Consider the following 18,341-nt stretch of genomic DNA (forward strand, 5'->3'; position numbering starts at 1 on the left):
CTGTAGCGCTGGAACTTTACTGCGCAATAGTAAATACATCAGCTACCCGAACGCTCCTGCTTAATAAGCCATTTACCGTCTTGTTTGGACAGCACCAAAGTCTTACGGCTGGCTGAGGATAAACGATCAGAGGTGTAATATTGTTTGAATTTTACAGTCGCAACATTACCGTCAATGCTCACATGTGGATCATCAATGCGGACACCAATTTTGCCTTTTCCTTCAATTCTGGAGCGTCGATCTTCTGCCCAGGCATTTCTTGACTCACCTTTGGGCGTTTGAAAATCTTTCGCGTAATAGTTCAAGTATTTAGAGACGTTTTGCGCACTCCACGCTTTTGCCCAGGATTCAACTGTATCCAAGACATTTTCTTTGTCATTGCTTACAACAGTCGGCTTTGATGGAGCTGCTGGCGTTGCTTTGGGCTCGCTGACTTTAGCGGGAGGTGTCGCTGCCACTGTTTGGGTATTCGGGATACTTGCAATTGGTGCAGGATTGTTTGAAACCGTTTTTGGATTGGTGCCACCGGTTGTATTTCCAATCAAGTTCTTGACCAGATTGAGTTTTAGTTTGGCGGTTGAATTTCCTGAGTCAAGTTGTAAAGCTTTGTCATAAGATTGACTTGCTAATTTTGCGTATACGTCGCCCAAATTCTCATGCGCTGTACCATAAGTCGGGTTCGTGCGTATTGCCATTTCTAAGGCTGCGCTTGCTTTTAGATATTGACCATTTGACGCGTACAGTACTGCCAGATTATTGTAAGGTTCCGGCAGTTCGGGGTAATCATCGGTAAGTTTGCTAAAAATAGTAATGGCCTCGGCAGGCTTGTTTTGTTCGGTCAAAATGATGCCCTTTAAAAAGCGCATCTGTGCATCTTTAGGACGTTGGCTTAGAACGGCATCAATTTTTTTGATTGCCTCATTTAATTGACCGGCCTTGTAAAGTTTGCTGGCATCACTTGCATCGTCTGCATGCGCAAGTGGAAGTAGTCCAATGCTTAAAATAATTGCAGCACATGCGTTTGTTATTGAGTGTCGCATAATTTAACTTAAAGTCTTTTTCAATTAATTAGAAGGTCTGGGTCGGGTGGTGCAGGCGCAGTTTAGATGCGGAAAACATCGCAATCTTTATGATAAATTTCTATCGAAGAAAGCTTCAATCGGGATGTTTCATGAATAAACTGATCAGGCGCAATCTTAACAAATAAACTTGCAGTCGCGTTGCAGAGATTGTCATATTGCTGCAAAAAGGTGGCAATGTGTTCTTGATTGAGACGAATTCATTCAAAGCTTCATCGAATAGAAACAAGATATTGAGATCTGGTGGCGCGGGAAGTGATTTGATTTAGAGTGAACCCTAGAATGTTTTTTGATTTGGGATTGTGTTTAAAAACCATTGAATTCATATACTTAAAAGAAATGATTTTTGGCTAGGGATTTTTTTGCTAGTTCAAATTTACTTGGTTTTGCACCATTATCATGTAAAATTAGCGGTTCCGCTTTGATGTTGGAGCGGCGTAGGGGCTCTCAGCTGATTCCTGAACTAAGCTTTGCATGTCTTGTTTTTTGTATTACGGAAGATCATTAAATGAATAAAAATAGTGTAGTCCGTAATGATGCATTGCAGGTTCCAGCGTACTGGGAAAATGCGAAAATCGAATTGATGAAACGTGATCGCATCTTACGAAAATTAATTCCCCAATTCGGCGATCTATACTTACTCGGTAGAGATGATCCTTTTACGACATTAACCAGATCAATCATCGCTCAGCAAATATCTGGAGCGTCAGCAAACTTATTATGGGAAAAGTATTTGGGCGTTTGTCCTAAATCAACGCCGAACGAAGTTCTCAGTGTGGGGAAAGATCGTTTGCTCTCATGTGGCTTGTCGAAACGTAAAACCGACTATATCCTTGATTTAGCCGGACACTTTAAAGACGGCAGTGTGCATGTCGACAAGTGGGTTGAGATGAGTGATGAAGCCGTGATTGCTGAATTAATTCAGATCCGCGGAATCAGTCGTTGGACGGCTGAGATGTTCTTGATTTTTAATTTACTTCGCCCAAATATTTTACCGCTAGATGATGCAGGCCTGATTAGTGGTATTAGCAAGAATTATTTTTCTGGGGAGCCAGTTTCACGTATTGATATTCGTGAAGTAGCGGCAAACTGGGAGCCTTGGCGTACAGTGGCCACTTGGTATATGTGGCGTAGTTTGGATGAAAAGCTAGCTTAATTTGATACAATCAAGCTTATTTCTTTAACTCGTGTGGAATTTTTAAGGAGGCACGATGACTAAAACGACATTCCTGGGATTTGAGCAATCTATTGCTGAACTCGAAACAAAAATCGAAGAATTACGTTTTGTGCAAGATGATTCGGCAGTCGATATTTCAGAAGAAATCGATCGTCTTTCGCAAAAAAGCCAAATGTTGACCAAAGATATCTATGCCAAATTAACTCCTTGGCAGGTATCGCAGATTTCGCGTCATCCACAACGTCCATACACGCTGGATTACATCTCGCAAATTTTTACTGATTTCCATGAGTTACATGGCGACAGAGCTTTCGCAGATGATTTGGCAATTGTCGGCGGCTTGGCACGTTTTAATGGCCAGGCATGTATGGTGATTGGACATCAAAAAGGTCGCGACACCAAAGAGCGCGCAATGCGTAATTTTGGTATGCCTAAGCCTGAAGGTTATCGTAAGGCGATGCGCCTGATGAAATTGGCGGAAAAATTCGATATTCCAGTATTTACTTTTGTCGACACGACTGGCGCTTGGCCTGGAATTGATGCTGAAGAGCGCGGTCAATCTGAAGCGATTGGACACAATTTATATGTGATGGCTGAATTGAAAGTTCCGCTGATCGCGACCATTATTGGTGAAGGCGGCTCAGGTGGCGCATTGGCATTGGCGGTGGGTGATGCTGTATTGATGCTGCAATATGCGACGTATTCTGTGATTTCCCCTGAAGGCTGTGCGTCGATTTTGTGGAAGACGTCTGAACGTGCATCTGATGCTGCCGAAGCATTGGGCTTAACTGCAAATCGTTTAAAAGCGATGGGCTTAATCGATAAAATTATTAATGAACCGCTCGGTGGCGCGCACCGTGACCCTAAGCAAATGTGTGCTTTGGTTAAACGTGCTTTGGCAGACACTTTACGTCAATTCCAAGGTATGAAAACCAAAGAGTTGCTCGCGAATCGCCATGAAAAATTAATGAGCTATGGCAAATTTAAGGAAACTCGAGTTTCTGAATGAGCGTGCCGCACTCGCAAAGTGCCAAGGAATTAGAAAAAAGTTTCTTTGCTAAACTCACTAGCATTATCCAATCACAAAATCTCCACTGTCAGCAAACTGGGATCGCAGTTGCTTATAGTGGAGGTCTTGATTCCACAGTACTCCTGGCTTTAGCTTCTCTCTATGCTCAGCAAGAGCAAATTCCTATTTTTGCCTACCATGTAAATCATGGAATAAGCGCCAATGCTTTGGCATGGGAGACTCACTGTCAGAATGTCTGTGAGAGGCTTAGCATCCCATTTAAAGCGCAACAAGTCTCGATTCACAATCAAGGGCAAGGCATTGAATCTGTTGCTAGAGCCGAGCGATATCGGGCTCTGGGGCAGATGTGTGAAGCTGATCACGTAGGCTTACTGCTAGTTGCACATCATCTCGAGGATCAGGCGGAAACGATGCTGATGCAATTGTTTCGTGGAACAGGATTGCGTGGCTTGGGCGGTATGGACGAATTCAATTTTGCGCCAACACTGCTTAATTCGCAAAAGGTGCTCATAGCGCGCCCACTGTTAACGGAAACGAAGAGTTGCATACAAAATTACGCGACGCAGAATCAATTGCAAAATATTGAGGACGAATCCAATGACAACGTGCTTTTCACAAGAAATGCAACTCGTCATTTGTTGATGCCGAATATCGAGCGAATTTTTCCGCATTTTTCTGAGCGCCTGCTGCGTACTTCTATGCATACTCGTTCTGCCCAACGTCTTCTCGATGACTTGGCGAAGACAGATTTGGCAAGCTGCAGTCAAAATAATGTATTGGACCTTGCACAATTGTCGCAATTGAACGCCGATCGAGTTTCAAATGCATTTCGATTTTGGCTAAGTAGTAATTACGTGCAGTTGCCTTCAACTTCGAAGATTGCGGAAATTCAAGCGCAATTATTTAATGCCCGCGATGATGCTAAAGTTGCGATCCGTCATGGCGAATTTTCTATCTGTCGGTACGCGTCTAGAATCTATTTAGTAGATCATCGTTTCGAGAGTTCATATCACGAAGACATTGAATACCGATGGCATGGTGAAGAACGCAAATATTTTCCCGAATTGAAGGGTACATTACTCTTTCAACCAAGTGACTTCGGTGTTAATGCTAGGGGCTTGTCGGATATAACGATGGTCATTCGCAGGCGTGAGGGAGGGGAGCGCTTGAGGTTAGCGAAAAACAGACCCTCTAGAGATTTGAAGAGTCATTTTCAAAGCGCAAAGATTCCGTTTTGGCAACGTGAAAAATTGCCTGTTATCTATGTTGAAAATAGATTGTTTTTTGTGGGATTGTTGGGAGTAGACGCAGCATTTTTATCAGACGAAGTTGATGAATCAAAATCGCCTGAAGACAAAATTCAATTGATTTGGCTGCCAGATGGCAGTGAACGTAAAGCTTAAGTAAAGAATTAAAATTGGAAAAAATGATGACGAGACAAATTGTTTTGGATACCGAAACGACAGGTCTCAATCCACGTTTAGGTAATCGGGTGATTGAGATTGGTTGTGTGGAGTTAGTAAATCGTAAGCTTACTGGTAATAATTTCCATCGTTATATCAATCCTGAGCGTGATTCGGAAGAGGGCGCTTTGGCTGTTCACGGATTAACCACTGAGTTTCTAAGTGATAAGCCGATATTCGCTCAAGTTGCAGATGAATTTCTGGAGTTTGTGCGAGGTGCAGAATTGGTCATTCATAACGCCCCATTTGACATGGGATTTTTGAATGCTGAGTTTGATCGCTTAGGCTTGTCAAAGTTGGATGACTATGTGGTTGGGGTGGTGGATACCTTAGTTCAAGCTAAAGAACTGCATCCAGGCAAGCGAAACTCTTTAGATGCTTTGTGCGATAGATATGAGATTTCGAATGCACACCGAAAATTGCATGGCGCTTTGCTTGACGCCGAGCTATTGGCAGATGTGTTTCTGGCAATGTCACGCGGTCAAAATAGTTTTAGCATCGAAGTTGACGATGAACCTGTTGTCACTGTCGTTGAGACGATAGAGCTGACCGAGCAAGATTATGATGTGAAAATATTATTTGCTGATGATAGCGAGCGACAAATGCATGAGGCGCTATTAGCAGATTTAGACAAGGCGACTCAAGGGGCATGTGCGTGGCAACTAGGGCTTAATGCTAATAAATCGGATATGTAGTCGATATATTAATTATTTCACTGATTAATGAGACTTTTGGTTTTTTTCGAGGCAGCACGAGCTGTACTTTGGTGTTCTCTAAGAGTCATTTTGATGGTCTTTTGTCACTAATCGACAAAAATCCAACACAGAAAATGAAAATATTTTTTATCGCCACCCTAAAGTGGCGATTTTTTTTGCCGTTAATGCTTGTAAGCAAGGGTAAGAAAAAAACTTAAAAATATTTTGAATTAACCCTAAAGTTTTCCAAATTGCTGCCGTTAATGATTTGTAAGCTCGAAAATTTTATTGTTGGCGATGTGTCTAAGTACTTGTTTCTACTCACATTGTTGTAAATATTTGTGTATTTTTCGTGCCTTGCAATTTCAAATAAAAATCACTTAATAAAAAAGTGATTTATCTTAATTAATCCAATGTAGGATGAATTCCTATTGGATTTTTCTTGTTTTTCCAATTTAAATTCCATCTTTCCGCCGATATACCCATTTTGGGCCAAGTACCACAATCTGTCTCACTGGCAACACATTTCGCTAGGGCAAATAAGTGGGGGTTCAAAATGACACCAAATGACATGATGGCTGAAATCCGCGATGCAAATTTAAGCTACCTGATGCTCGCGCAACAAATGATTCGTGCGGACAAGGCAACAGCAATTTTCCGTCTGGGTATTAGCAAAGAGATCGCTGACTTAATCGAGGGTATGAATAACTCTCAAATTTTGAAGTTGGCTGGCTCAAACATGATGCTTGCGCGCTTCCGCTTCGAAGATAGCTCAATTCTTTGCATGCTGACTAATTACAACAAAGAACGCAGCTTGGCACATTCTCATGCCGCGATTCTGATGGCGGGTCAAAAAGTAGAAGAAATTGTTTAATCATTGATTTGGTTTTTGAATTTGAATTTAGTCGAGGTGGAAAATGGCAACGAAAAGTATCGTAAATGAAGCCAATGAGATTCAATTGGCTGTTGACTTGGTCAACTTAGGTGCGCGTTTGCAATTGCTCGAATCTGAAACTTCTCTGTCAAGAGAGCGTTTGTTGAAGATTTACAAAGAGTTGAAAGGTGTTTCTCCACCAAAAGGTATGTTACCTTTTTCGACAGATTGGTTCGTTACCTGGCAGCCAAATATTCACTCTTCACTGTTTATGAATATTTTTAAATATTTGCGAGATCACGCTGATATCGATGGAATTCATGCTGTGGTAAAAGCCTATAAGTTATATCAAGAACAAATGCCAACTCCTGAAGGCGAAGAGCCGGTTTTATCTTTAACCAGAGCTTGGACCTTGGTTCGCTTTTTCGAAGGAAACATGCTTTCCTTTGTGAAGTGTCGGCAATGTGGCGGACAGTTTGTTGGTCATACCTTGGATTTGCATGATCATTACTCTTGTGGATTGTGCCATGTACCTTCCCGCGCAGGTAAAACAAAAAAATCGCGTGCAGCAGAAGTGGAGCGGGTTTTAAATTAAATACAAAAACCTCGTTTTACAGTGTTCTGATGATATTATTTTGAGAATACTGCAGATATGAGGTGAGCACTTTGAAGTTTTCAGTTGGCATAAAGTCCCTGTTGTTGCAGTTGAGTTCTTTGTTGTCGACTTTTATATTGTTGAGTATTGCCTCATCTGTTTTTAAAATTTATTTTTCAGTTTTTGAACTGCTTTTTTTTCACGCTTGCCTTGCCGCATTCGCGGCATTCATTTTGAAATTTGATTGGTGGTGGTGGCTAATCCAATTTTCATTTCCATTGTTAGCCTATTTTTTGTCGGCTTTTAATATCTCTCCCTATGTTTACTTTCTTGTGCTGATTATTTTTTCGGCGCTTTTCTGGTCAACTTACAGGACGCAAGTTCCATATTATCCCTCGCGCTCCCAGTTATTGGAGCCTATATTGGAGTTGATTGTTCATCAGAAAAATTTGAAACTGGTTGATATTGGAAGTGGAATGGGGGGCTTGCTCATTAATTTATCCGCTAGACGCATTGACGGAGAGTTTTTTGGTGTGGAAATTGCGCCGCTTCCATGGCTGGTAAGTGTAGTGCGCAGCGTATTGGCAAAGTCAAAAGTGAGATTCAAATTTGGTGATTTTTATAGATTAAATTTCTCAGATTTTGATGTCGTATTTTGCTATTTATCTCCCGCCGCCATGCCATCCGTATGGGAAAAAGTGAAAACGGAAATGAGACCTGGCACGCTTTTTCTTAGCTATGAATTTATTGTTCCAAACATAACGCCAGATATTTCAATGGAGATTGATGTTGATGGTGGGTATTTGTATGGTTGGCGCATATAATGAAACAACAGAAATATATTTTTTGGGCAATATTTTGGAAAATGTTGTCTCTTGTTATGTGATCGCTGGTATTCTTAACTTATAGCTCGAAAACCATGGTAATTCGGGGTCAAACTGTTTAAGGAGTCTAACTCGTGCTAGTTATTGTGGGTTATATAGTCGTCTGTGGTTCGGTATTCGGTGGATTTGTGATGAGCGGTGGTCATTTAGCCGTTTTGTTTCAACCACTCGAACTGTTGATGATTGGCGGTGCCGCAGTCGGTGCTTCTCTTGTTGGCAATAATTCCAAAACATTAAAGGCTTCACTTAAAGCATTGCCTGGCGTTTTAAAAGGCTCAAAATACAACAAGGCGCTCTATATGGAGTTAATGACCATGTTGTTTGATGTGCTAACAAAAATTCGTAAGGAAGGCTTGATGTCCATCGAGGGCGATATTGAAAAGCCTGAAGAAAGCCCACTTTTTAGTAAGTATTCTTTGGTCGTTTCTGATCACCATTTGATGGAGTTTTTGAGCGATTATCTCCGCTTAATGGTATCTGGAAATATGGATGCTTTTCAGATCGAAAATCTGATGGATAATGAGCTCGAAACTCATCATCATGAGGGCGCAATTCCGGCACACTTTATTGCTAAATTGGGTGATGGATTGCCAGCGTTCGGTATTGTTGCGGCTGTGATGGGGGTGGTTCATACCATGGAATCGGTCGGCATTCCGCCTGCGGAATTGGGTATCTTGATCGCACATGCTTTGGTCGGAACCTTCTTGGGTATTTTGCTTGCATATGGCTTTGTTGGGCCACTTTCCAGTTTGATGGAGCAAAATTTAGATGAATCGTCTAAAACATTTCAGTGCGTGAAGGTCACTCTGTTAGCGAGTCTGAATGGCTACGCGCCGGCACTTTCGGTCGAGTTTGGACGCAAGGTACTTTATTCAACTGAGCGACCAACTTTCTCTGAGTTGGAAGATCACATTAAGCAATCTAAATCTAAATAGATAATTAACGAGTCGATATGGCAAACGAAGAACTTCGCCCGATTATCGTAAAGCGAATTAAGAAAGTCGCTGGCGGCCATCATGGAGGCGCATGGAAAATTGCCTACGCCGATTTTGTGACGGCGATGATGGCGTTTTTCCTGTTGATGTGGTTATTGGGATCAACTGCGAAAGGCAATTTGCAAGGTATTGCTGAATACTTTCAAAACCCTTTAAAGGTTGCGATGTCGGGTGGCGATGGTAGTGGAGATAGTTCGAGTGTGATTAAAGGCGGCGGCAAAGATTTGTCACGCCGTGATGGACAGACAAAAAAAGGCGAAATTGAAGCGGTTAAGAAAACCTACAATTTGCAAGCAGCTGAAGCGGCGCTTGCGAGAGCAGATGCCGAACGTCTAAAGGGTTTGAAAAGCAAAATTGAAGCAGCGATTGAGTCAAGCCCGACCTTAAAACAATTTAAGAAGCAATTGTTGTTGGATATTACGACCGAAGGTCTGAGAATTCAAATTGTCGATGAAAAAAATCGTCCAATGTTCGCATCTGCAAAGGCTGATTTGCAACCGTACACCCGTGAAATCTTGCACGAAATTGGACTTGCTTTGAACGATGTCCCGAATCGCATTAGTTTGTCAGGACATACCGATGCCGCACCGTATGGTAGCGGCGAAAAAGGTTACAGCAATTGGGAATTGTCGGCGGATAGGGCTAATGCATCTCGCCGCGAATTGATATACGGTGGTATGGAAGAAGCAAAAGTATTAAGAATTGTGGGGCTATCGTCATCGGTCTTGTTTGATAAAGCCGACCCTCTTAATCCCATTAATCGTCGCATAAGTATTATCGTGATGAACAAAAAAGCTGAACAGTCGGCCTCGCAAGATGGCGGAGAAGTTGATTTAGGAAAAACGGTGGACATTCCTGTTGAAACAAAATAATAAGTTGGTTTATCAAATGCAATAGATATCGCAAAAGATAGTTTGCAGAATGGGACGCTGAAGATGTCGAAGAGAAAAAACTTGGGCTCACAAGTTAAACAGCTTTTATCTGGTGTTTCGGATCACGGTGTCGCGCATTTACTTGAGGTTGAAACCGACCTGGTTCAAACCACGATACTGCTAGCCGAGGCCATCGAAAAGTTGGGCGAAAATTTTCTGGATTTGCATACCTCAATTACCTCACAAGAAGAGCAAATTCTTGAGTTGGTTAATACCGGCCTTATTCCCCAGGTTAGTATCGAAAAGCTGGCAAAAATCCAATCAGATATCGCGACGCATATTAATTTGGCAGTGACTAGCCTTCAATTTCAAGATTTGACGAGCCAATTGATTTCCAGAACTGTGCAGCGTAGTGTCGGTTTGCGTGAATTGCTTTCTACATTGGATATGGTTGGTAACGTCATTCCAGTCGATGGCGAGACTGAAGAGATTTCCGCGGTACTGACTGAAATTACTGAAAAATTAGAACAGCAGAGTGTTGAATTGAAGAGCCTGCTGCGTAAGACAGTGAATCAGCAACACTTGGACAGTGGTGACATTGAGTTATTTTGAGTATGAGTTTGAGCTAAATTGAGTTAAGAGTTTTTACGATTTTTCTGAATGGAGTAATGATGGCCAAAACAATTTTAGCGGTAGATGATTCCGGATCTCTGCGCCAAATGGTTGCATTTAGTTTGAAGGCTGCTGGTTATCAAGTGATCGAGGCTGTCGATGGTCAGGATGGGCTAGAGAAAGCGAAGAACCAAGTCGTGGATTTGGTGCTGACGGATCAAAATATGCCACGCATGGATGGCCTGACTTTGATTAAATCTTTGCGCGCTTTAGCGACTTATCAGCGTGTTCCTATTTTGATGTTGACCACTGAATCGAGTGACGACATGAAGGCGAAGGGACGTGCTGCTGGTGCAAATGGTTGGTTGGTTAAGCCCTTTGATCCGCAGAAACTAACAGAAGTTGTAAAAAAAGTGATCGGTTGATTCATCGTTGTAACGATCAGGTATTCGTGTAAAAAACGGGGTGAAATAATGACGATTGACATGAGTCAGTTCTTTCAAGTTTTTTTTGATGAGGCTGAAGAACTTCTCGCTGAAAAAGAGAAGTTGCTGCTAGGTGTTGATATTTCCTCTCCAGATCCAGAAGATTTGAATGCTATTTTTCGCGCCGCACATTCAATCAAAGGCGGTGCGTCGACATTTGGCCTCACAGATATGACTGAGGTGACGCATATTCTAGAATCTTTGTTAGACAAAATTCGCAAAGGGGAAATGCATCTAACCGCAGAACATGTTGATGCATTCTTGGCTGCGAAAGATATTCTGAAGATGCAATTAGATGGGCATCGCTTGGGTGCTGTCGTTGATCTCGATGCTGTCGGCGATGTCAGAATGTTGTTGCAATCATTTGTGCAAGATGAAATTGCGCCCAAGGCTGCGCCAGCAATTAGTTTGGCACCGATTGGCAATGCAAGTGAAAGCAACGAGAAGTATCAGTATTGTTTTAGAGTCAGCTTTAAAGATGTTCGCCCATCAGATTTGGGCGTACTCAATTCGGAATTAGGCTTGCTCGGCAAGGCCCACAGTGAAAAATCGCCTCAGGGACAAGATTCAATCGTATTGCAAACGAATGGTTCAGAAGACGATATTTTTGCCGTATGTTCATTCATTGTTGATGCCGACAAAATGGAGATTGCCCGGGAAGAGGTTCCTGCAGATTCTGGATCGCAAAAATCTTTAAGTGAAGATGAGTTGGGCTATGGCTTTTTTGAACCAATAGAATCGATGTTCCCACCCCTTGAGGGGAAAGATGTTTCTGCCACGACTAAGCCAGAAGTTGAAGATCTTGGGGCGCCTGATTTGTCCGGTAAGAATGGTAAGTCAGCACCGAAAAAAGAAGTCGAAAAACACGCAGGAAATCAAGAGTCAACGACGATTCGTGTAGGCATAGAAAAAGTCGATCAAATTATCAATTTGATTGGCGAATTGGTGATTACGCAAGCGATGTTGACGCAACGAACCCAAGATCTTGATCCAGTATCCAACGAGCGTTTGCTTAGCAGTGTCGCGCACTTGACGAGAAATACGCGCGATTTGCAAGAAGCTGTGATGTCAATCCGTATGATGCCCATGGACTACGTGTTTTCTAGATTTCCACGTATGGTGCGAGACTTGGCGAACAAGTTAGGTAAGAAAGTTGAATTCGTTACCTACGGTGCGTCGACAGAATTAGATAAAGGATTGATTGAACGAATAGTTGACCCGCTAACGCATTTGGTACGTAACAGTATTGACCACGGCATAGAAATGCCATCCACACGCCTTGAAAGTGGAAAAAGTGAGGCCGGGAAATTATCGCTTTCAGCAGTACATCAAGGTGGAAATATCGTTATTGAAGTAAGTGATGATGGCGGCGGATTAAATCGTGAAAGAATTTTGTCCAAGGCAAAGCAAAATGGATTAACAGTTTCAGATTCAATGTCTGATTCCGATGTCTGGCAACTTATATTTGCCCCAGGATTTTCGACCGCAGAAGTCGTCACAGATGTATCTGGTCGTGGCGTCGGGATGGATGTGGTTAAACGAAATATTACTCAGATGGGTGGTGTCGTCGACATTCGCTCCGCAAAAGGTTTTGGTACAACAATTACGATTTCCTTGCCGCTTACGCTGGCTATTTTGGATGGTATGTCGATCAAGGTAGGCGAGGAAATTTACATATTGCCGCTAGGCTTTGTGGTGGAATCTCTACAGCCAGAGCGTGAGGATATTAAAGAAATTAAGGGCAAAGGTCGTGTAATCAAAATTCGCCAAGAATATTTGCCACTGATCCCCTTATTTGAAACGTTTAATATTCTCCCTAAGCATACGGATCCTTCCGACGGTATTACTGTCATTGTTGAAGTCGATGGTAAAAAGGCTGCATTATTTGTCGATGACTTGGTCGGACAACAACAAGTTGTCGTGAAAAATATCGAATCAAATTATCGAAAAATACCAGGGATTTCTGGAGCAACGATTTTGGGCGACGGTGGCGTGTCATTTATTCTGGACGTGGCCGCGTTGTTGCGCTCGGTTAAATAAATTCAGAGCTAACAAGATTTAAGAGGAAAAATCATGATGCAAAACACTGACAACCTAAGTAAAAAAACGCAAGCTGAAGGCGGCGAAATTGCCACCAACGAATTTTTGGCGTTTACGCTTGGGAACGAGGAATATGGAATTGATATTCTTAAAGTGCAGGAAATTCGCGGTTATGAAGCAGTGACTAGGATCGCCAATGCGCCTGAATTTCTGAAGGGTGTAATTAATCTTCGCGGGATTATTGTTCCCATCGTTGATATGCGTATCAAATTTAATCTTGGAACGCCTACCTACGATCAATTGACCGTGGTTATTATTCTAAATATTGGGGCGCGTGTGGTCGGCATGGTTGTAGACAGTGTTTCCGATGTGATGACATTGCTGCCAGAGCAGGTTCGTCCAGCCCCAGAGATGAATACAACTTTTAATGACGATTTCTTGATTGGTTTGGGCACGCTTGAGGAACGTATGTTGATCTTGGTCGATATTGAAAAGTTGATGTCAAGTCCGGAGATGGGATTGACGGATCACGCTGAGTAAAGCAACGCTAATTGAAGATGCAGTTCAAATAAAGTAGGAATATCGAATGGCAAAGCCCGCGGATCGATCTGAAGGGGAAAAAGAGTTTATGTTTAATCACAAGGACTTTGATCGTGTGCGTGGTCTGATTTATCAACGTGCTGGAATTTCCTTATCTGATAGTAAACAAGAAATGGTTTACAGTCGATTGGCACGGCGCTTGAGAGCGACTGGCTTAAATTCGTTCTCAACCTATCTCGATATGTTGGAGCGCGAAAGTAATAGCGGTGAGTGGGAGGCATTTACTAACGCGCTGACCACAAATTTAACTTCTTTTTTTCGGGAGGAACATCATTTCCCTATTTTGGCCGAGCATATCAAGAAAAAAAATGGTCACTTGAGAGTGTGGTGTTCTGCTAGTTCGACTGGAGAAGAACCGTATTCAATTGCGATTTGCATTTGCGAGGCTTTAGGAACCATCAAGCCAAACTTAGAAATTATTGCCACCGATATCGATACAAATGTTTTAGCAGTTGCGGCAAGAGGTGTTTATAACGCTGACAGAATTGAAAAACTCCCAAACGATATCGTACGTAAATATTTTTTGAGAGGGCGTGGGAAGAACGAAGGTTCTGTTCTGGTTCGACCGGAATTGCGAAACTTAATTAGTTTTGAGTCGCTCAATTTGTTAGAGGATCGCTGGAGCCTTAGCGGTGAATTTGATGCGATTTTTTGTAGAAATGTGATGATTTATTTCGACAAACCTACGCAGTCGAGTATTTTGAAAAAGTTTGTTCCCTTACTAAAATCAGATGGATTATTGTTTGCAGGACATTCGGAGAATTTTCTGTACGTTTCTGATGATTTTAAGTTGCGTGGTAAAACAGTTTATGTGTTGGCGAGTCAAGAAGATAAGCGTAAAAAATCGAATTCTTATGACTTAAATAAAGGTTGATCCATGAGTCAGTTTAGTGAAGAACACTTTGCCACCAACGTTTATTACGATCGCACTTTTGACTGCGATGCGGCGAAGATCCTGCCAGGTGAATTTTATTTCACTGGCAAAGACATGTTGATTGTGACTGTGTTGGGATCATGCGTTTCCGCTTGTATTCGGGACCGCGTGTCGGGCGTCGGTGGCATGAACCATTTTATGCTGCCTGACGGTGGTGAAAATTCGGATAACCCAGTCTCTGCTTCCATGCGATATGGAACTTATGCGATGGAAGTGCTGATCAATGAACTATTGAAGGCGGGCGCACGTCGAGAGAATATGGAAGCAAAAGTTTTTGGTGGCGGCAATGTGTTGCGTGGATTTACCGCGATCAACGTTGGTGAAAGAAATGCCAAATTTGTACTCGATTATTTGCGCATGGAGAGAATGAGAGTCATCGCCGAGGATCTGAATGACATTTATCCTCGCAAAGTTTATTTTTTTCCGCGTACGGGTAAAGTCTTAGTGAAGAAGCTTAAAGTTGAACATAACGATACACTGAAAAAACGCGAGCTCGACTACGCAAGTCGATTGAAAAGTGCACCTGTTGGTGGCGATGTCGACTTGTTTTGATTTGATTGATTAAATGATTAGACCGAGATTTCTCCAATAGTGGGGAATTGTGTACGGTGAGGGCAGAATGAAAATTAAGGTATTAATTATTGATGATTCTGCGCTGATACGAAGTATCTTGAGCGAGATTATTCGACAACAAAGTGACATGGAAGTCGTTGGTGTTGCACCGGATCCATTGGTCGCTAGGGAATTAATTAAGCAATGCAATCCCGACGTGTTGACTTTGGATGTAGAGATGCCAAAAATGGATGGGCTTGATTTTCTCGAAAAGTTGATGCGACTCCGACCAATGCCTGTAATTATGGTGTCGTCATTGACCGAGCGAGGCTCAGAAATTACTATGCGCGCACTGGAATTGGGGGCGGTTGATTTTGTAACTAAGCCAAAGCTCTCGATTCAAAGTGGAATGCTGGAATATGCCCATGTTATTACGGATAAAATACGGGCGGCTTCAAAGGCTAAAATTCGAGCAAGATCGCATGTTGCAGGAGTCGCTGGTACTCATGCCCCGTCTGTATTGCCGTCGGTCAGAAATCCTCTCGTCAGTAGTGAAAAACTTATTATTGTAGGTGCCTCAACTGGCGGAACTGAAGCGATTAAGAACTTTTTAAGTCAAATGCCATCAGACTGCCCTGGAATTCTCATCACGCAACATATGCCAGAAGGATTTACCAAGTCTTTTGCAAAACGTTTAGATGGACTATGCAAAATTTCGGTATCGGAGGCTGAGGGTGGTGAGCGTATTTTGCCTGGACATGCATATATTGCCCCTGGACATTCTCATTTGTTATTGGCCCGCAGTGGTGCAAACTATGTGACCGAAATTAATGATGGCCCACCTGTCAATCGACACAGGCCTTCGGTCGATGTTTTGTTCCGGTCGGCAGCGAAATTTGCAGGTAAGAATGCAGTTGGTGTGATTTTGACTGGAATGGGAAAAGATGGCGCTGAAGGTATGCTTGAAATGAAAAATGCCGGTGCATTTAATTTCGCCCAAGACGAAGCCAGTTGTGTAGTATTTGGAATGCCAAGAGAGGCAATTGCGATTGGCGCCGTTAATGATATTGCACCACTCAATGAGTTGCCGCACCGAGTATTGCAATATTTAGATCAACATGGCAGCCGCGCGTTGCGGGTTTAGCGTATGAAATGTGGTAATGGACGTAAATGATGTACCAAAAGAAGTTTATATAACCGATAATATGTATTACCGCCCTTTGTGATTTTATGGAGTAAGTTATGGCTGATCAGAACCTCAAATTTTTAGTAGTTGACGATTTTTCGACGATGCGTCGCATTGTGCGTAATTTGTTGAAAGAACTTGGCTATTCAAATGTGGACGAAGCAGAAGACGGTGCACTCGGCTTAGCAAAATTAAAGAGTGGTGATTTTGATTTTGTTATCTCAGATTGGAATATGCCGAATATGGATGGCTTGACTATGTTGCAACATATTCGCGCTGATCCAGCGCTGGCGAAGTTACCTGTATTGATGGTGACTGCTGAAGCGAAAAAAGAAAACATTATCGCGGCAGCACAGGCTGGTGCAAATGGTTATGTCGTTAAGCCATTTACCGCAGCAACATTAGATGAGAAGTTATCGAAAATTTTTGAGAAATTAGGAAAGCCATCATAGTTCTAGCGTGAGATACGGAGATTTGTATGGCGAGCTAAAAGTGTTGGCTTGTCTCTTTCTCTAATGTCAGTTTCGGGATGTTTTTTTGCGTCGGTACTATGGTTCACTAATCCTTAGAAACATCGACTTCATACCATAGTAATTCATGATATTGGTGTTGAGATTGTTTGAAGGAATTCTGTTTGACTTGAGAGTTTTTTGAAAATTGTTTGAGGCTTATTTGAAAAATGTTTGGAAATTGGTCTCAACAAGCCAACAGTTGAATTTCGGATTATTCGAAGTGTCGTTTCCAATGATGAATTTAAAGGTCGGCAGCGGAACTACTCATCGCTTTAGTGATTGCGTAAATAGTTAGATAATCAATTAAATTGTAAGTATATTTTATGAGTGACGTAAAGTTCATCGTTCGGGAACCATTATTAGATCCATCACAGCGTGTGATTGGATTTCAATTATCTTGGCAAAACAATGCAAAATCTGCAGAACCAGATGTTGCTGCCTTGAGTTCCCTAATGTCGTTTGTGGCGACTGGATTTAATGATGAAGAGAAGGGCTATTTGCTGGGCGATAGCCTGATTTTTCTCGAAGCTGTACCTGGTTTGTTGCAGGCAGAAGGATTGCGACAATTGTCACCAAAGAATACTGTTTTGATTTTTTCAAAGCGCTATTTTGGGGACGCTGCATCGCTTGAGACGATCAAAGAATTGCGCACTCTGGGATTCGGTATTTGTTTAAGAAATGCAGATATTAGTGCATTAGAACGTTCTTTCTTCTCGCTGATCACCCATTTTGAAGTGCAGTTGGATGCGAGTAATTTGGCAGCACAAGCAAAAATGTATGCGGCATTGAAACAATCAAATGTGCAAATGGTTGCGCGTAATGTTGGTAATTGGCAAGACTTTGATGCTTGCGCCGCATTAGGTTTGTCGAGCTTTGTAGGCAAGCTCCATTTAACGCCTCGTCCAAATGTTGCCCAAAAAGGTTTGAATACAACGCAGACGACGATTTTGCAATTGATGGAGATGATCCGTAAGAATGCGGATATTCAACAATTGGAAACAGTAGTAAAGCGTGACGCTGCGCTGGCGTATAAATTGTTAAGGTATATCAATTCAGCAGGCTTTGGTTTGCGTACCGAAGTACAGTCACTCAAACATGCGGTGACTATTTTGGGATATAGCCCTATGTATCGTTGGCTTTCCTTATTATTGGCGACTGCTAGTACTAGTGGAAACTCTCCTGTCCTCTTGGAAACAGCGATTGTGCGTGGTCGATTTGCAGAAATTCTTGGACAACCATTTATGTCTAAGAGCGATGCTGAAAATCTATTTGTTGCCGGTATGTTCTCTCTCTTAGATAGATTGTTAGGCATCCCAATGGAAGAAGTTCTGTCCACTATTCAATTGCCTGAAGCTGTAGTTGAGGCACTTGTATCAAGAAGTGGTATTTATGGACCATTCTTGGCACTCGCAGAAGCCTGTGAACTCAATAGTATGTTGGTCTCTTCCATAGCTGAGACTTTGAAAGTGTCATCGACCGACGTCAATAAAGCGCACTTATCAGCTTTAGTTTGGGCAAAAAATATTTCTTCTGCTGCCTAAATTCGTTGTCAAAATCTTTCTGTAAGCTCAAAGGGCGCTTAATCTTAAGCGCCCTTTGTTTTCTTGATAGCAGAACATCTTCACCTCCCATTTTAATCCTGTGTTTTCCTCGAAATGAGGGGTGATTCCCACTCTATTCATCCGATGTCATCACGCCAATTTCGTGAATAATTTGTCCTAGAGAAATTAATTTAGATGACGATCTAATTGGACAA

The 18,341-nt window shown here is 42.3% G+C and carries 19 protein-coding genes; 18 read left to right on the top strand and 1 reads right to left on the bottom strand.

The genetic code is table 11. The features are described 5' to 3' along the window. Positions 1–38: 38 nt before the first annotated feature. A complete protein-coding gene (locus H8K55_RS15380; RefSeq protein ID WP_186942942.1) occupies positions 39–1,040 on the bottom strand; it encodes a nuclear transport factor 2 family protein in 1,002 nt (333 codons plus the stop codon). Between the two features lie 547 nt (positions 1,041–1,587). On the opposite strand from H8K55_RS15380, the gene H8K55_RS15385 reads away from it, so the two are divergent. From H8K55_RS15385 to H8K55_RS15470, 18 genes are all read left to right on the top strand, one after another. Continuing rightward, complete coding sequence (locus H8K55_RS15385) at positions 1,588–2,235, top strand: DNA-3-methyladenine glycosylase family protein (protein WP_186942943.1); 648 nt, start codon at positions 1,588–1,590, stop codon at positions 2,233–2,235. Positions 2,236–2,290: 55 nt separating this feature from the next. Beyond that, positions 2,291–3,265, top strand: a complete 975-nt coding sequence (locus H8K55_RS15390) for an acetyl-CoA carboxylase carboxyltransferase subunit alpha (protein WP_186889361.1) — start codon at positions 2,291–2,293, stop codon at positions 3,263–3,265. Beyond that, the gene (tilS, locus tag H8K55_RS15395) at positions 3,262–4,689 is read left to right on the top strand and encodes a tRNA lysidine(34) synthetase TilS (RefSeq protein ID WP_186942944.1); all 1,428 of its coding nucleotides are present in this window, start codon (positions 3,262–3,264) and stop codon (positions 4,687–4,689) included. The genes H8K55_RS15390 and tilS overlap by 4 nt, the downstream gene beginning before the upstream one ends. Positions 4,690–4,712: 23 nt before the next feature. Beyond that, positions 4,713–5,444: a DNA polymerase III subunit epsilon gene (gene dnaQ / locus H8K55_RS15400; protein ID WP_186942945.1), complete on the top strand. Its 732-nt coding sequence runs from the start codon at positions 4,713–4,715 to the stop codon at positions 5,442–5,444. Between the two features lie 556 nt (positions 5,445–6,000). Continuing rightward, entirely contained in the window at positions 6,001–6,318 is a 318-nt protein-coding gene (flhD, locus tag H8K55_RS15405; RefSeq protein ID WP_186942946.1) for a flagellar transcriptional regulator FlhD, read from the top strand. Positions 6,319–6,361: 43 nt separating this feature from the next. Next, complete coding sequence (flhC, locus tag H8K55_RS15410) at positions 6,362–6,913, top strand: flagellar transcriptional regulator FlhC (RefSeq protein WP_186942947.1); 552 nt, start codon at positions 6,362–6,364, stop codon at positions 6,911–6,913. Positions 6,914–6,984: 71 nt separating this feature from the next. Then, positions 6,985–7,737: a class I SAM-dependent methyltransferase gene (locus tag H8K55_RS15415; RefSeq protein WP_186942948.1), complete on the top strand. Its 753-nt coding sequence runs from the start codon at positions 6,985–6,987 to the stop codon at positions 7,735–7,737. A gap of 134 nt (positions 7,738–7,871) precedes the next feature. Further along, on the top strand, positions 7,872–8,732 hold the full coding sequence (motA, locus tag H8K55_RS15420) for a flagellar motor stator protein MotA (RefSeq protein ID WP_186942949.1): 861 nt from the start codon (positions 7,872–7,874) through the stop codon (positions 8,730–8,732). Positions 8,733–8,749: 17 nt separating this feature from the next. Continuing rightward, positions 8,750–9,664, top strand: a complete 915-nt coding sequence (gene motB / locus H8K55_RS15425; protein WP_186942950.1) for a flagellar motor protein MotB — start codon at positions 8,750–8,752, stop codon at positions 9,662–9,664. A gap of 63 nt (positions 9,665–9,727) precedes the next feature. Continuing rightward, entirely contained in the window at positions 9,728–10,276 is a 549-nt protein-coding gene (locus H8K55_RS15430) for a chemotaxis protein (protein WP_186942951.1), read from the top strand. 59 nt (positions 10,277–10,335) lie between these two features. Beyond that, the gene (locus H8K55_RS15435) at positions 10,336–10,701 is read left to right on the top strand and encodes a response regulator (protein ID WP_186915303.1); all 366 of its coding nucleotides are present in this window, start codon (positions 10,336–10,338) and stop codon (positions 10,699–10,701) included. Positions 10,702–10,749: 48 nt separating this feature from the next. Further along, positions 10,750–12,801: a chemotaxis protein CheA gene (gene cheA, locus H8K55_RS15440; protein ID WP_186942952.1), complete on the top strand. Its 2,052-nt coding sequence runs from the start codon at positions 10,750–10,752 to the stop codon at positions 12,799–12,801. A 36-nt stretch (positions 12,802–12,837) separates the two neighbouring features. Beyond that, positions 12,838–13,341: a chemotaxis protein CheW gene (locus H8K55_RS15445; protein WP_186942995.1), complete on the top strand. Its 504-nt coding sequence runs from the start codon at positions 12,838–12,840 to the stop codon at positions 13,339–13,341. A gap of 46 nt (positions 13,342–13,387) precedes the next feature. Then, positions 13,388–14,275 carry a CheR family methyltransferase gene (locus H8K55_RS15450; protein ID WP_186942953.1) on the top strand — a complete coding sequence of 296 codons (888 nt, stop codon included), beginning with the start codon at positions 13,388–13,390 and terminating at the stop codon, positions 14,273–14,275. A gap of 3 nt (positions 14,276–14,278) precedes the next feature. Beyond that, the gene (cheD, locus tag H8K55_RS15455) at positions 14,279–14,887 is read left to right on the top strand and encodes a chemoreceptor glutamine deamidase CheD (RefSeq protein ID WP_186942954.1); all 609 of its coding nucleotides are present in this window, start codon (positions 14,279–14,281) and stop codon (positions 14,885–14,887) included. 67 nt (positions 14,888–14,954) lie between these two features. Further along, positions 14,955–16,031 (top strand): protein-glutamate methylesterase/protein-glutamine glutaminase, encoded by a 1,077-nt coding sequence (locus H8K55_RS15460; RefSeq protein WP_186942955.1) that lies wholly within the window; start codon positions 14,955–14,957, stop codon positions 16,029–16,031. 98 nt (positions 16,032–16,129) lie between these two features. Then, positions 16,130–16,525 carry a chemotaxis response regulator CheY gene (gene cheY / locus H8K55_RS15465; protein WP_186942956.1) on the top strand — a complete coding sequence of 132 codons (396 nt, stop codon included), beginning with the start codon at positions 16,130–16,132 and terminating at the stop codon, positions 16,523–16,525. 383 nt (positions 16,526–16,908) lie between these two features. Further along, the gene (locus H8K55_RS15470; RefSeq protein WP_186942957.1) at positions 16,909–18,126 is read left to right on the top strand and encodes an EAL and HDOD domain-containing protein; all 1,218 of its coding nucleotides are present in this window, start codon (positions 16,909–16,911) and stop codon (positions 18,124–18,126) included. Positions 18,127–18,341 lie beyond the last annotated feature (215 nt).

Origin of the sequence: Affinundibacterium flavidum, from assembly GCF_014284175.1 — a bacterium.
GTDB classification, from domain to species: Bacteria; Pseudomonadota; Gammaproteobacteria; order Burkholderiales; family Burkholderiaceae_D; genus Undibacterium; species Undibacterium flavidum.

Excerpts from the sequence above, each read along its gene's own strand:
- H8K55_RS15380 (WP_186942942.1), bottom strand. The coding sequence starts at position 1,040 with ATGCGACACTCAATAACAAACGCATGTGCTGCAATTATTTTAAGCATT.
- H8K55_RS15385 (WP_186942943.1), top strand. The coding sequence starts at position 1,588 with ATGAATAAAAATAGTGTAGTCCGTAATGATGCATTGCAGGTTCCAGCG.
- H8K55_RS15390 (WP_186889361.1), top strand. The coding sequence starts at position 2,291 with ATGACTAAAACGACATTCCTGGGATTTGAGCAATCTATTGCTGAACTC.
- tilS (WP_186942944.1), top strand. The coding sequence starts at position 3,262 with ATGAGCGTGCCGCACTCGCAAAGTGCCAAGGAATTAGAAAAAAGTTTC.
- dnaQ (WP_186942945.1), top strand. The coding sequence starts at position 4,713 with ATGATGACGAGACAAATTGTTTTGGATACCGAAACGACAGGTCTCAAT.
- flhD (WP_186942946.1), top strand. The coding sequence starts at position 6,001 with ATGACACCAAATGACATGATGGCTGAAATCCGCGATGCAAATTTAAGC.
- flhC (WP_186942947.1), top strand. The coding sequence starts at position 6,362 with ATGGCAACGAAAAGTATCGTAAATGAAGCCAATGAGATTCAATTGGCT.
- motB (WP_186942950.1), top strand. The coding sequence starts at position 8,750 with ATGGCAAACGAAGAACTTCGCCCGATTATCGTAAAGCGAATTAAGAAA.
- H8K55_RS15430 (WP_186942951.1), top strand. The coding sequence starts at position 9,728 with ATGTCGAAGAGAAAAAACTTGGGCTCACAAGTTAAACAGCTTTTATCT.
- H8K55_RS15435 (WP_186915303.1), top strand. The coding sequence starts at position 10,336 with ATGGCCAAAACAATTTTAGCGGTAGATGATTCCGGATCTCTGCGCCAA.
- cheA (WP_186942952.1), top strand. The coding sequence starts at position 10,750 with ATGACGATTGACATGAGTCAGTTCTTTCAAGTTTTTTTTGATGAGGCT.
- H8K55_RS15445 (WP_186942995.1), top strand. The coding sequence starts at position 12,838 with ATGCAAAACACTGACAACCTAAGTAAAAAAACGCAAGCTGAAGGCGGC.
- H8K55_RS15450 (WP_186942953.1), top strand. The coding sequence starts at position 13,388 with ATGGCAAAGCCCGCGGATCGATCTGAAGGGGAAAAAGAGTTTATGTTT.
- cheD (WP_186942954.1), top strand. The coding sequence starts at position 14,279 with ATGAGTCAGTTTAGTGAAGAACACTTTGCCACCAACGTTTATTACGAT.
- H8K55_RS15460 (WP_186942955.1), top strand. The coding sequence starts at position 14,955 with ATGAAAATTAAGGTATTAATTATTGATGATTCTGCGCTGATACGAAGT.
- cheY (WP_186942956.1), top strand. The coding sequence starts at position 16,130 with ATGGCTGATCAGAACCTCAAATTTTTAGTAGTTGACGATTTTTCGACG.
- H8K55_RS15470 (WP_186942957.1), top strand. The coding sequence starts at position 16,909 with ATGAGTGACGTAAAGTTCATCGTTCGGGAACCATTATTAGATCCATCA.